The following is a 12,527-nucleotide window of genomic DNA, read 5'->3' as shown; positions in this document are numbered from 1 at the left end:
GAAGCTATTGAAAGCGGACTTTCTATATCCACAGCCATGGTACGTCGGGTCCACCGCCTCGGCAACGAAGACCAGAATTCTGTGCGGTTTTGCCTAATCATGGGCCCGAATCTGCTGCTGGTATGGTTTTCTGCTGTGAGCAGCCGGGACTCTGTCGACCCTGTCGATACCGTCACCGAGCTGGCCCTGCGGGCCGGCCGGGGGGATAAAAGCGCGCTGACTCAGTTCATCGAGGCCACGCAGGGCGACGTGTGGCGCTTTCTGGCCCACCTCGCGGGCCGCGAGCAGGCCGACGACCTGACCCAGGAAACGTACCTGCGCGTGCTGGGAGCGCTGCCCAGGTTCGCCGGGCGCTCGTCGGCACGCACGTGGCTGCTCACGCTCGCGCGACGGGTGTGGATCGATTCGATTCGCCACGACTTGGCGCGCCCGCGGAAGTCAATCACGCAGTACGACGATGTCGCGGCGCAAAAACCCAGCCCGGACAACCCCAACACCTGGTCCGAGGTCATCGACGCGCGCACGCTTCTCGACGCCCTGCCCGCCGAGCGTCGGGAAGCTATCGTGCTCACCCAGGTCTTGGGCTACACCTACGAGGAGGCGGCCCGAATCGCGGGCGTGCGCATCGGCACGATCCGCTCACGCGTCGCACGCGCTCGGCGCGACCTCATCGACGGCGCCTAGGAGCCGAAGAATGTGGCAACCTTGCCCAGCAGGCCACTGACCCAGCTCGACGAGTCGGCGGAGCTTGAAGGTGTGGGCTGCGGGAACGCTTCTTCGCGCTCAACGACGACGCGAACCTCTTCTGTCGTTCCGTCGGCGCGGACGGCCTCGACGACGGCGAATTCGCCGTCGGCGGCGGTCGACGGTGCCGTGATGCGCAGCCCGTCAGAGTTGGTGAGAACGCTCCAGCCCGCCGGCAGGGTCGATTCCTCGCCCTCCTCGATGATGTAGGCGTCGATCGATTCCGCCTCTGGCTCCAGAGGCAGCGTCTGGCCAGGAGCGATGGTGATCTCGTAGCCGGCATCGGTTTCGACGACCTGGGCCACGGCGACTTCAGTCGTCTGAACGGGCTCCCCAGCCCCGGCGGCACCAGGGCAGGACAGAGTGACGACCGCGACAACTGCCCCGGCGCCGAGACGCAGACGATTCTGTAGAGCCATGCTGCCTATTGTCGCGTCATCATTCTATTAATCAAGCGATACCAGAATTTCTTTACCGGAATGCAACTATCCGGTAGCGGAAACCAGCAGCTCCGCGATCTGAATGGTGTTCAAGGCAGCGCCTTTGCGGAGGTTGTCGCCGGCAACAACGAAGACCAGCCCACGGTTGCCCTCGACCGCCTGATCCTGGCGGATGCGCCCGACGAGTGACTCATCAATACCCGCTGCGGCCAGAGGCGTGGGGACGTCGACTAGCTTCACGCCCGGAGCCGCGGCCAGCACCTCGCGCGCCTGATCCGGGGTGATCGGGGTGGCGAACTCGGCGAGGACAACCATGGTGTGGCCTGTGAACACGGGCACGCGCACGCACGTCCCCGACACCTTGAGATCCGGAATGCCGAGGATCTTGCGCGACTCGTTGCGCAGCTTTTGCTCCTCGTCGGTCTCGTTGGTGCCGTCGTCGACCAGATTGCCAGCCAGTGGCAGCACATTGTATGCGATTGGTGCGACGTAGGGCCCCAGATCTTCTGGCTGCATGAGCGATCCGTCGCGGGTCAGTTCGGGGGCTCGTTCGCCGATTTGCTCAACCTGATGCGCCAGCGTATCGACACCCGCCAGTCCCGAGCCCGACACCGCCTGGTACGACGCGACGCGCAGGCTGCGCAGCCCGGCGGCGTCGTGCAGGGCCTTCGCCACGGGCATCGCGGCCATCGTCGTGCAGTTCGGGTTGGCGATGATGCCCTTCTTCACCTGCGCCGCCGCGTCCGGGTTGACCTCGGAGACGATCAGCGGCACCTCGTCGTCCTTGCGCCACGCAGACGAGTTGTCCACCACGGTTGCCCCGGCAGCCGCGAAGACGGGCGCGTACTGCTTGGAGGTCGAGCCACCTGCGGAAAACAGGGCAACGTCGACGTCGGCGACGGACTCGGGCGTAATCTGCGTGAGGTCCTCGACCTCAATGTCAGCGCCGCCGAAGTCCAGACGCTTGCCAGCGGAGCGCGGGGAAGCGAAAAACCGCACCTTGTCGGCGGGAAACTTGCGCTCGATCAAGATCTCGCGCATCACGCGGCCCACCTGGCCGGTGGCACCTACTACTGCGATGGTGGTCATGGGTTTAACAACCCCTTCCTGCTTGGCTGTGAGGTCTGAGCGAAGTCTTAGCGGCCCGTGCCGGCGTACACCACGGCGGGCTCGTCGCCGCCAAGCTCGAACTTGGTGTGCAGCGCACGCGCGGCCTCGGGCAGGTCCTCCTGGCGCACCACGGCGGTGATGCGGATTTCGGAGGTGGTGATCATTTCAATGTTGATGCCCGCGTCGCGCAGCGCCTCGGTGAAGTCGGCGGTAACGCCCGGGTGGGACTTCATGCCGGCACCGACGAGGGACACCTTGCCGATGTTGTCGTTGTAGCTGACCTCGTCCCACCCCTCGGCGGACGCGAGAGCGCGCAGCAGTTCGACACCGCGTTGGCCGTCGGCAAGCGGGAGCGTGAACGTGATGTCGGTCTTGTTGTCTTCGGCCGAGGAGATGTTCTGCAGCACCATGTCGATGTTGATCTCGGCGTCCGCGAGCGCGCGGAACACCTTGGCCGCCTCGCCGGGGGTGTCCGGGATGCCGAGGATAGTTATCTTCGCCTCGGAGTTGTCGGTGGCCACACCGGACAGGACTGCTTCTTCCACGGGGATATCCTCCAATGCTCCGGCAACCAGCGTGCCGGTGTCGTTGCTGTAAGACGAGCGTACCCGCAGGGGCACGTTGAAGGCGCGGGCGTACTCGACGCTGCGCAGGACCAAGATCTTCGAGCCACTCGCCGCGAGCTCGAGCATCTCCTCGAAGCAGAGCTGATCCAGCTTGCGGGCGTCGGGCACGATGCGCGGGTCGGCGGTGTAGACGCCGTCGACATCGGAGTAGATCTCGCACTCGTCCGCGCCCATCGCCGCGGCGAGCGCCACGGCGGTGGTGTCGGAGCCGCCGCGGCCCAGCGTCGTGATGTCGCGGGTGTCGCGGTTGACCCCCTGGAACCCGGCGACGATCGCGATCTTGCCCTGCTGCACCGCCTCCTGGACGCGGCCCGGGGTGACCTCGATGATGCGGGCGTTGCCGTGGCGCTCGGTGGTGATCACGCCCGCCTGCGAGCCGGTGAACGACTGCACGTCCACGCCGTGGGCCGCGACCGCCATGGCGACAAGGGAGTTGGAGATGCGCTCGCCGGCGGTGAGCAGCATGTCCATCTCGCGCAGCGGCGGCGTGGGGTTGACCTGGCTGGCCAAATCCAGCAGCTCGTCGGTGGTGTCACCCATTGCGGAGCAGACGACCACGACGTCGTTGCCCGCGTTGCGGGTGGCCACGACGCGCTCGGCGACGGCGCGAATGCGCTCGGCACTTTCGAGGGAGGACCCCCCGTACTTCTGCACAATCAGAGCCATGCCTTCTTCAGTCACCTTCCGGTTCGCGGTTTTTTAAAATGCGCATACCGATAATACCCATCGTGCCATTTGCCCTCTACTGTGGATGCCCGTGCACAACAACGCCCTCGCCATCTCGTTCGCGCTTCTGTCCGCGGTGACGATTGCGGTGGGCACGGTGTGGCGCCACCACATCTTGCGGGCGGGGCTCAGCCGCACCGAGGCCAACAGCACTCCATTGAGCGCGATGCGCCGCCCGCAGTGGTGGCTGTCGATACTGCTCGCTTTCGTTGCTTACGCCCTTCAGGCGCTCGCGCTGGCCTTCGGGTCACTGCTGGTGGTGCAGCCGATCCTGGTCCTGTCGCTGATGTTTACGCTGGTTCTCGCCGCGCGCGTCGAACACCGACGGATGGAACCTGCCGAGACGCTCTGGGCCTTCGTGCTCACCGCGTGCGTTGGTGTCGTGGTCATCCTCGGCCGCCCGCTGCCGGGTGCGCGCTCCGCGCCCGACTGGGAGTGGGCGACGGTCATCGGCGTCGGGGCGGTTGCGTGCGCGATCATTTTCGCCCTTGCTTATCGACGCTCCCCCGCCGCCCAGGCCCTCCTCTACGGCATCGTCTGCGGCGCCGTCTTCGGCTACCTCGCGGTGTTTTCCAAGGTGGCGGTCGACGCGTTCGCCGCTGGCGGCCTGCCCGCGATGCTTTCCACGTGGCAGTTCTGGGCGATGGTTGTTTCCTCCCTGTTTGGCACTGTGGTGCAGCAGTACGCCTTCGGCGCAGGGGTGCTTTCGCGTTCCCTGCCCGCCATGAAGATCGTGGAGCCGCTCATCGCACTCTTCCTCGGCCTGTCTATCCTGGGCGAATACTTGCAGGTTGAGTCGGTCTTCGGGTGGCTGGTCATGGGGGCGTCGATAGGCGGCATGCTCGTGGCGACCGGCATGTTGGCGCGCAAACCGGTGGCGTAAGGATGGACACGGTGTGACGGTTTTCTCACGTCGTCTTTAAAGGCGTGTGTGGCTTTGTGATTTAGAGCGTCCTTGCGCGTTGAGGTCTAGCAGCTACACCTCAACGAAACCAGCCCCACACCAGCCACACTTCACTCTGCTAGCGGCCCCATAGAGCACCGTCCAGTTAACCCCTCCCGACATCCGACCACCAGCACCTTTAGATCAGATAATCTGAGCGCCCCGCCATAGAGGTGACCTGACTGCACGAAAGGTGTAAGATGTGGCCCATGTCATCGGCGAAGGCTCTTCTCCTTCTATGCCGCGGCGGGAATCAGGCCACCACGATTTAGCACGGCCGGCACCCCGCCGCGGAGATTGTCGTTGCCGGCCGTGGAAGAACCCACCCGAGAACGAGGATTTGAGACCCACCATGAGCCCCCTGAACCCGCAATTTAGCGCCCCGAACGACATCCGCACCCCGTCTGGTCCCCGCCGCGAGGGACAGCCCGCGTGGAACAAGCAGCGTGGTTCCCTCATGCCAGTATCGCGCTACCTGTCGTTTGCGCAAGAGGTAGAGGACATCATCCTGCCGGATCGCACCTGGCCGGATAAGAAAATCACCTCCGCGCCGCAGTGGTGCGCCGTGGACCTGCGCGACGGCAACCAGGCGCTGATAGACCCGATGAGCCCCGAGCGCAAGCGCCGGATGTTCAACCTGCTCGTACAGATGGGCTACAAGGAGATCGAGGTCGGCTTCCCCTCGGCGTCGCAGACGGACTTCGACTTCGTGCGAGAGATCATCGAGCAGGACATGATCCCCGAGGACGTGACCATCCAGGTCCTCGTGCAGGCGCGCGAGCACCTGATCCGCCGCACCTTCGAGGCCTGCGCGGGCGCCAAGAACGTCATCGTGCACTTCTACAACTCCACCTCCAAGCTGCAGCGCGAGGTGGTGTTCCGCAAGGATCGCGCGGCGATCAAGAAGCTCGCCACCGACGCCGCCGAGCTGATCAAGACCATCGCCGCCGACTACCCCGACACCCACTGGCGCTGGGAGTACTCGCCGGAGTCCTACACCGGCACCGAGCTGGACTTCGCGCTTGAGGTGTGCGACGCGGTGGTCGACATCATGGGCGCGACCCCGGACAACCCGATGATCATCAACCTGCCGTCCACGGTGGAGATGATCACCCCGAACGTCTACGCCGACTCCATCGAGTGGATGCACCGAAACCTGGCCAAGCGCGACTCCATCATCTTGTCGCTGCACCCCCACAACGACCGCGGCGAGGGCGTGGCTGCCGCCGAGCTGGGCTACCTCGCCGGCGCGGACCGCATCGAGGGCTGCCTGTTCGGCAACGGCGAGCGCACCGGCAACGTCGACTTGGTCACCCTGGGCCTGAACATGCTCACCCAGGGCGTTGACCCGCAGATCGACTTCTCCGACATCAACCGCATCCGCGAGATCGTGGAGTACTGCAACCAGCTGCGCGTTCCCGAGCGCCACCCCTACGGCGGCGACCTGGTGTTCACTGCGTTCTCCGGCTCGCACCAGGACGCGGTGAACAAGGGCCTCGACGCGCTGGCCCAGAAGGTACGCCCCGGGGCGTCGTCCACCGACGTGCGCTGGGAGGAGCTGCGCGAGACCGTGTGGGAGGTGCCCTACCTGCCGATCGACCCCAAGGACGTCGGCCGCACCTACGAGGCCGTGATCCGCGTCAACTCCCAGTCCGGCAAGGGCGGGGTGGCCTACATCATGAAGACGGACCACGGCATCAACATGCCCAAGCCGATGCAGCCGGAGTTCTCCGCGGTGGTGCAGGCCATCACTGACACCGAGGGCGGCGAGGTCAACTCCAAGAACATGTGGGACATCTTCGCCGCGACCTACCTGGACCTGGATTCGCCGCTGGACTTGGTCAGCTACGAGGTCACCGGCGCGGTTAACGAGGACGAGGACTCTTCCATCGAGGTCGAGGTGGCCTTTAATGGCGAAAACCACTCGCTGCGCGGCTCCGGCAACGGCCCCGTCGCTGCGTTTGCGCAGGCGCTGGAAGCCATTGGCATTGACTTCGAGGTCCAGGATTACACGCAGCGTTCGCGCTCGGCGGGTGACGACGCCGACGCCGCCTGCTACATCCGCGCCGAGGTCAACGGTGCGACCGTGTGGGGCGTGGGTATCGCCGGCTCGACCACGCGGGCGTCGCTCAAGGCGATGGTGTCGGCGGTCAACCGCGGCCTGACCTCCGCGCCGACCGGCGGGGTGTAAACCCGTGCCGGACAATTTCCCGTTCGTGGCGGTGAGTGTGGTCACCACGGGCATTCACCCCTCGACCGGCCGGCTGCTCACGATCGACGCCGTCACCTTCGACGCCGACGGCGCGATCGGCGAGGAGTTCCATTCGGTGCTGAACACCGGCTCCGACCCCGGCCCGCGTCACAACCACGGCCTTGAGCCGAGCGACTTCGCCCAGGCACCGCGCTTCTCGCGGCATCTAAAGACGCTGGATCGCCTTATCGACGACCGAACGCTCGTGCTTCACGACGCCCCCCTGGCGTGGGGGTTCATCGTCTCCGAGGCCCGGCGCGCGATGACCGCCGCCGCCCGGGCGAACCGGTCGCGCGCGAAGCGCGGCGGCAGGCGCCGCCAGCGCGTCGGGCATGTGCCGCGCCCGACCGCGATTGTGGACACGCTGGCGAGTGCGCGTCGTCAAGGCGAAATCCCGCTCGATATCCGCCCCGCCGCTGTGGCGCGGCTGATCGGTTTGAGCGCCGAGGACCCTGCGGCCTCGGTGGAGCGCGCACTGCGCCCGGAGGAAGATACCTCTCGCGAGCAGACGCTGCTGATCAAGGACCTGTTCTTCGCGCTGCGCGAAAGCGGTGAGCTGGCGCAGGTCGTGCCGGACGACCTCGTGGCCGACCGCTTCGGGCTGCAGCGCTCGATCGTGCGCGTGGATGCCGAAAACGACACAGCAACCGCCGAGAATCCGGGCCCGTACACCGCGTCCGGTGGGCTAAAAGAGGGCATGGAGATCGTTGTCACCGACGACGTCGCGGCAAACCCGGACGAGATTATCTCGGCTGCCCTCGACCACGGCCTGAGCTACGTGGAGAAGCTCTCGCGCCAGACCTCGCTCGTGGTCTCGGACGCCAAGGCCACGGGCACGCCGCTGCTCGGCAAAGCGATGCACGCGGACCGCAAGGGCATCCCGGTGCTCTCGGTCGAGGAGTTTGAACGCGCCGTGGCGCGCCTGGGTTAACCGCCGTTAGGCGTAGGGTGGAGCGCATGAAAAGAGGTCCACTTTCCCGGCTGCGTTCGCGTGCTGCGGTCACGGCGGCGTCGCTGGCCACCACCGCCTCGAGAGCGACCGGCCGCGGTGCTGGCGGCATGATCGGCGGGCTCGTCGCGGGTGCGATTGACCCCTCGATCATGCAGTCCCTGTCCGGCGGGCGCCCCGCGGTGCTGGTCACGGGCACCAACGGCAAGTCCACCACCACGCGCATGCTCGCCGGCGCACTCGCGGTGAGCCACACGGTGGCCACGAACGACGGCGGCGACAACATGGACGCCGGCATCATCTCGGCGCTCATGGCGGGCCGCCGCGCTTCCCACATCGCGCTGGAGGTCGACGAGCTGCACGTGCCGAAGGTCGCCGAGCGCCTCGATCCGAAGGCACTGGTGCTGCTCAACCTCTCGCGCGACCAGCTCGACCGCGTCGGCGAGATCAACAAGATCGAGCGCACACTGCGCGGTGCCGTCAACGAGCACCCGGACATGACGGTGATCGCGAACTGCGACGACGTCCTGATGACGTCCGTGGCGTACGATCACCCCAACGTGGTGTGGGTTGCTGCCGGGGCCGGTTGGCTGGGCGATTCGGTGACCAACCCGCGCTCCGGCGGCCACGTCGTGCAGGCCGACGGCGACTGGTACGGCGTGGAAAAGCTTGCCGACGGCCGCGAGTTCCGCCGTCCCTCCCCCACCTACTGGCTCGAGGGCACCACGCTGCACACCCCCCACGGCACAACCGAGCTGAAGTTGAGCATCCCTGGGCGCGCGAACCTGGGCAACGCCGCCCAGGCCATCGCCGCTGCCGTCGAGGCCTTCGGCGTGCCGTTTGAGAAGGCGGTCCGCGCCACCGAGGCCGTCGACAACGTCGCGGGCCGCTACTCCAGCGTCCACCTGGGCGAGCGGGAGGTGCACCTGCTGCTGGCGAAAAACCCCGCCGGGTGGCAGGAGGCCTTAAGCATGGTCGACCGCAGCGCCGACGGGCTGGTGATCGCCACCAACGGCCAGGTCGCCGACGGCGAGGACCTGTCCTGGCTGTGGGACGTCAAGTTCGAGGACTTCGAGGGGCTCAAGGTGGTCGCCGCCGGCGAGCGCGGCACGGATCTTGCGGTGCGTTTGTTGTACGCAGGCATAGAGCATTCGCTGATCCACGACCCCATTGACGCGATCCGCGCCTGCCCCCCGGGGCGAGTAGAGGTCCTGGCTAACTACACCGCGTTTCGCGACCTGAAGAAGGACCTGGCTAAGCAGGAGGATTACCGTGGTTAGAGCGTCGAGAAGCGTGCGCATTGGGCTTGTCCTGCCGGACGTGTTGGGCACCTACGGCGATGACGGCAACGCGCTGGTGCTGCGCCAGCGCGCGCGGATGCGCGGGATGAGCGCTGAGGTCGAGCGGATCGGGCTTGACGACGCCATCCCCGACGACTGCGACATCTACACCATCGGCGGCGGCGAGGATTCCGCCCAGGTCATCGCCGCCGCGCGGCTCGCCGCCTCCCCGGGGCTGCAGTCCGCCGCGGCCGACGGCCGCCCGATCTTCGCGGTCTGCGCCGGCATGCAGGTCCTCGGCCGCACCTTCAGCGCCCACGGAGACACCGTCGATGGCCTCGGGCTTATCGACGTCACCACCTCCTCCATGCGCACCCGCGCCATCGGAGAGGTCGCGTCGGCCCCCTCCCGCGCTGGAATCACCGCGGGGCTGACGGAGACGCTGACCGGGTTTGAAAACCACATGGGTGGCACGGTGCTTGGCGACGACGCCGAGCCCCTAGGTAGCGTCAAGCGCGGCGTGGGCAATGCCGAAGAAACAAGCGTCGAGGGCGTTGTGCAGGGCAGCGTGATCGCGACCTACATGCACGGCCCGGCGCTGGCGCGCAATCCGCAGCTGGCGGACCTGCTGTTGGCCTACGCGCTCGGGATCCCGATGAGCGATTTGGAGCCGTTGGAGCTCGCCGAGATCGACCGGCTGCGCCTCGAGCGGCTGCGCTAGGTTTTCCTACAGCGTCAGCCGGCCGGTCAGAGCGCGCGAGAGCGTCAGCTCGTCGACGAATTCCAAGTCGCCGCCGAGCGGCATGCCCGACGCCAGCCGGGACACCACCAGGTCCGGGAAGTCCTTGAGTAGGCGCGCCAAGTAGGAGGCGGTGGCTTCGCCCTCGGTGTCCGGATCGGTGGCGATGATGACCTCGTGCACGTTGGGCGCCTCCGCGCCCTCGACATCCGGCAGCACCGCGCCGATGCGCTGCAGAAGTGCGGCGATGGACAGGTCCTTCGGCCCGACATTGGCCAGCGGGTCGAGCGCGCCGCCGAGCACGTGGTAGCGCCCGCGGAACTCGCCGGTGCGCTCGATGACCTGGATGTCTTTTGCGTCCTCGACCACGCACACCAGGCCCGCGTCGCGCGACGAGTCCGCGCAGATGCGGCAGACCTCCTCGCGCGAGACGTTAGAGCAGATGCGGCAAAAGGTCACCCCGTCGCGCACAGCGTTAAGCGCGCCGACGAGGCGATCGACGTCGTCCGGGTCCTGCTTGAGCAGGTAGAACGCGATGCGCTGGGCACTTTTCGGGCCGACGCCCGGCAGGCGGGACAGCTCGTCGATAAGGTCCTGCAGCGGGCCTTCAAACATCAGCGCACCTTCCTTCAACGCTCCAAAAAGCGCCCGGCAGTCATGCCAGGCGCCTTAATGTAAAAACCGTGTTCGCTTCAGCTTAGATAAGGCCGCCGAACGGGATCTCGCCGGGGCCCTGCTGGGCGCCACCCGGGTTGGCCAGCGGGCCGATCTTATCCTCGGCGAGGCGGCCGGCCTTGGTGTGCGCGTCGCGGTAGGCGGCGAGGATGAGGTCCTGCAGCGTCTCGACGTCCTCCGGATCCACAACCTCGGGCTTAATCGACAGGTCGGTGATTTCAGCGCCGCCGGTCATGGTGACGGTGACCAGCCCGCCGCCCGCGGTGCCTTCAACGGTGGTGCTGAGTAATTCCTGCTGCGCGCGCTGCAGGTGAGCCTGCATCTCGGCGGCCTGGCGGATGAGTTCCTGCATGTCGTTCGGCATGCTCGGCTGGTTTGGTTGGGTCACGGCAGGATGCACCTTCTTACGAAGTCGGGTCACAGTTAGTTGGTATGTCAGTCAGTCTACTTCTCGCCCACCTCTGGCGCCATCGTGAAACCACTGGGAAACCGCAACGACAATGGGCCGTGACTAACCCGGTCCGTTGTCTCGCTAGTCTTATGCGGATTTTGAGAGCGCCGTGGTGAGCGACGCCCGCTCAACGCCTTTTGCCGCGTGAGCCGGTAAGAATGGGGAGCGTCACGCGCGTTTCTGGAGGATAGCTTCCTGCAGACGTGTATCCGCAAGTTCTTCCACGAGCCAGGGGCTGAACGCGAACGGCGTGGCGTTCACCGCCGCGATCAGGGCTTCCGGATCAATCCACACATGAGAGTCAACTTCGTGTGGGTGAGGGTCCAGCGCCGCGCCTGGTTTCAAGTGGGCCACGAAGACGGGGCAGATTTCATTCTCAACGATTCCGCTTGAATCAACAGCCCGGTAGCTAAAATCCGGGAGGATGGCCGATATCCCGTGAAGTGACCCTGGCTCGCATCCCAGCTCTTGGCAGTTTCGGCGTTCGACCGCCTCAAAAGTGGTTTCTCCCGGCGCAGGATGGCCACAAAAGCTGTTGGTCCACACGCCCGGCCACGTCTTCTTGCTCAGGGCGCGGCGAGTCACGAGCAGTTTCCCGCGCTCGTCGAGAAGAAAACAGGAGAAAGCGAAATGAAGCGGCGTGTTGGACGTGTGAATCGACGCTTTTGGCGCTGAGCCAGCAGGTCTTCCATTTCTGTCTGCTAGAACTACCATCTCGACGTCGTTAACCATGTTCACGTTCCATTCTTTTGCCCCGCAGGCGCTCGGGGTTTTTAACACCGTCGGGCCGCGGTATGGCCGAGCTTGAGAAAGGGGGCTGTCGCCAAACATGCGAGAGCCCCCTTTTTGCCTAACCAGGCGGATCTACTTTCCCACCCGTTTGGCTTCTACATCGGGCTTAGGACACCGTCGATGACGTGGATGACACCGTTATCCGCCTCGACATCCGTGGTGACGACGTTGACGCGGTTTCCAGCGGCGTCGACCAGTGCAACCTTGTCACCGTCAACTTCCACGGTGAGAGTGCCACCCTGAACTGTTTCGATGGTCTGTCCGTCCATCATCGCAATGTCGGCTGCGGGAACCTCACCGGAGACGACGTGGTACTTCAAGATTTCCGCGAGGTCACCCTCCGGATCGGCAAGAAGCTCATTGAGGGTGCCCTCCGGCAATGCGTCGAACGCTTCATCGGTCGGCGCGAAAACCGTGAACGGACCCTCGCCCCTCAAGGTATCTTCCAGGCCCGCCGCTTGGACGGCGGACACTAAGGTGTTGAACGATCCTGCACCTACTGCGGTGTCAACGATGTCACCGTTTGCAGCAGCCTCTGCGGACGTGGCCTCCGCGGTCGTCTCTTCCATTGACGTGTTGGCCATTGAGGTGTTGGCTTCAGACGATGCCATGGACGACGAGGTTGCCTCGGTAGTGGTGTCGCCCTCGGCACACGCCGCGGTGAGGAGGGCGAGACTGATAGCCCCGGATACTGCGAGAATGCGCTTCATTCTTAAGCCTTTTCCTATTAGGAGGTCAATGTACACTAGTAATCCTAATGGCGCTTATGGCCTTGTCAACAATAAGATCGGCGTTATATCA

The 12,527-nt window shown here is 65.4% G+C and carries 13 protein-coding genes; 6 read left to right on the top strand and 7 right to left on the bottom strand.

From position 1 onward, the window contains the following. Nucleotides 1-135: 135 nt before the first annotated feature. On the top strand, nt 136-684 hold the full coding sequence (locus RIU96_RS03165; protein WP_311205108.1) for an RNA polymerase sigma factor: 549 nt from the start codon (nt 136-138) through the stop codon (nt 682-684). Here the strand turns inward: RIU96_RS03165 and RIU96_RS03160 are convergent. The 3 genes from RIU96_RS03160 to RIU96_RS03150 all read right to left on the bottom strand — a co-directional run bounded on the left by RIU96_RS03160 (nt 681) and on the right by RIU96_RS03150 (nt 3,586). Further along, the gene (locus tag RIU96_RS03160; protein ID WP_311205107.1) at nt 681-1,163 is read right to left on the bottom strand and encodes a hypothetical protein; all 483 of its coding nucleotides are present in this window, start codon (nt 1,161-1,163) and stop codon (nt 681-683) included. The genes RIU96_RS03165 and RIU96_RS03160 overlap by 4 nt on opposite strands. 66 nt (nt 1,164-1,229) lie before the next feature. Further along, entirely contained in the window at nt 1,230-2,273 is a 1,044-nt protein-coding gene (locus RIU96_RS03155; RefSeq protein WP_311205106.1) for an aspartate-semialdehyde dehydrogenase, read from the bottom strand. A gap of 47 nt (nt 2,274-2,320) precedes the next feature. Further along, nucleotides 2,321-3,586, bottom strand: a complete 1,266-nt coding sequence (locus RIU96_RS03150; protein ID WP_144740789.1) for an aspartate kinase — start codon at nt 3,584-3,586, stop codon at nt 2,321-2,323. 85 nt (nt 3,587-3,671) lie between these two features. Here RIU96_RS03150 and RIU96_RS03145 point away from each other — a divergent pair, with 85 nt between their 5' ends. From RIU96_RS03145 to RIU96_RS03125, 5 genes are all read left to right on the top strand, one after another. Then, nucleotides 3,672-4,529 carry a DMT family transporter gene (locus RIU96_RS03145; RefSeq protein WP_259790250.1) on the top strand — a complete coding sequence of 286 codons (858 nt, stop codon included), beginning with the start codon at nt 3,672-3,674 and terminating at the stop codon, nt 4,527-4,529. A 412-nt stretch (nt 4,530-4,941) separates the two neighbouring features. Next, a complete protein-coding gene (gene leuA / locus RIU96_RS03140; RefSeq protein ID WP_259790247.1) occupies nt 4,942-6,780 on the top strand; it encodes a 2-isopropylmalate synthase in 1,839 nt (612 codons plus the stop codon). Nucleotides 6,781-6,784: 4 nt separating this feature from the next. Then, complete coding sequence (locus tag RIU96_RS03135; RefSeq protein WP_144690790.1) at nt 6,785-7,771, top strand: BRCT domain-containing protein; 987 nt, start codon at nt 6,785-6,787, stop codon at nt 7,769-7,771. A 26-nt stretch (nt 7,772-7,797) separates the two neighbouring features. Beyond that, nucleotides 7,798-9,069 (top strand): Mur ligase family protein, encoded by a 1,272-nt coding sequence (locus RIU96_RS03130; RefSeq protein ID WP_259813083.1) that lies wholly within the window; start codon nt 7,798-7,800, stop codon nt 9,067-9,069. Next, nucleotides 9,062-9,790 (top strand): type 1 glutamine amidotransferase, encoded by a 729-nt coding sequence (locus RIU96_RS03125; RefSeq protein WP_144690793.1) that lies wholly within the window; start codon nt 9,062-9,064, stop codon nt 9,788-9,790. The genes RIU96_RS03130 and RIU96_RS03125 overlap by 8 nt, the downstream gene beginning before the upstream one ends. Nucleotides 9,791-9,796: 6 nt before the next feature. Here the strand turns inward: RIU96_RS03125 and recR are convergent, their stop codons facing one another. The 4 genes from recR to RIU96_RS03105 form a co-directional block, all read right to left on the bottom strand. Beyond that, nucleotides 9,797-10,423 (bottom strand): recombination mediator RecR, encoded by a 627-nt coding sequence (recR, locus tag RIU96_RS03120; RefSeq protein ID WP_136651421.1) that lies wholly within the window; start codon nt 10,421-10,423, stop codon nt 9,797-9,799. Between the two features lie 82 nt (nt 10,424-10,505). Further along, nucleotides 10,506-10,871, bottom strand: a complete 366-nt coding sequence (locus RIU96_RS03115; RefSeq protein ID WP_375543098.1) for a YbaB/EbfC family nucleoid-associated protein — start codon at nt 10,869-10,871, stop codon at nt 10,506-10,508. A 231-nt stretch (nt 10,872-11,102) separates the two neighbouring features. Further along, on the bottom strand, nt 11,103-11,666 hold the full coding sequence (idi, locus tag RIU96_RS03110) for an isopentenyl-diphosphate Delta-isomerase (RefSeq protein WP_186309933.1): 564 nt from the start codon (nt 11,664-11,666) through the stop codon (nt 11,103-11,105). Nucleotides 11,667-11,821: 155 nt separating this feature from the next. Next, entirely contained in the window at nt 11,822-12,436 is a 615-nt protein-coding gene (locus RIU96_RS03105; RefSeq protein ID WP_259807767.1) for a fasciclin domain-containing protein, read from the bottom strand. Between the last annotated feature and the right edge of the window lie 91 nt (nt 12,437-12,527).

Origin of the sequence: Corynebacterium sp. Z-1 (assembly GCF_031844665.1) — a bacterium.
Taxonomy (GTDB): domain Bacteria; phylum Actinomycetota; class Actinomycetes; order Mycobacteriales; family Mycobacteriaceae; genus Corynebacterium; species Corynebacterium sanguinis.
Note: the sequence above shows the minus strand (reverse complement) of the source record. Positions and strands in the feature narration are given on the sequence as shown.

Coding starts and splice junctions, on each gene's coding strand:
- RIU96_RS03160 (WP_311205107.1), bottom strand. CDS start 1,163: ATGGCTCTACAGAATCGTCTGCGTCTCGGCGCCGGGGCAGTTGTCGCG.
- RIU96_RS03155 (WP_311205106.1), bottom strand. CDS start 2,273: ATGACCACCATCGCAGTAGTAGGTGCCACCGGCCAGGTGGGCCGCGTG.
- RIU96_RS03150 (WP_144740789.1), bottom strand. CDS start 3,586: ATGGCTCTGATTGTGCAGAAGTACGGGGGGTCCTCCCTCGAAAGTGCC.
- RIU96_RS03145 (WP_259790250.1), top strand. CDS start 3,672: ATGCCCGTGCACAACAACGCCCTCGCCATCTCGTTCGCGCTTCTGTCC.
- leuA (WP_259790247.1), top strand. CDS start 4,942: ATGAGCCCCCTGAACCCGCAATTTAGCGCCCCGAACGACATCCGCACC.
- RIU96_RS03130 (WP_259813083.1), top strand. CDS start 7,798: ATGAAAAGAGGTCCACTTTCCCGGCTGCGTTCGCGTGCTGCGGTCACG.
- recR (WP_136651421.1), bottom strand. CDS start 10,423: ATGTTTGAAGGCCCGCTGCAGGACCTTATCGACGAGCTGTCCCGCCTG.
- idi (WP_186309933.1), bottom strand. CDS start 11,666: ATGGTTAACGACGTCGAGATGGTAGTTCTAGCAGACAGAAATGGAAGA.
- RIU96_RS03105 (WP_259807767.1), bottom strand. CDS start 12,436: ATGAAGCGCATTCTCGCAGTATCCGGGGCTATCAGTCTCGCCCTCCTC.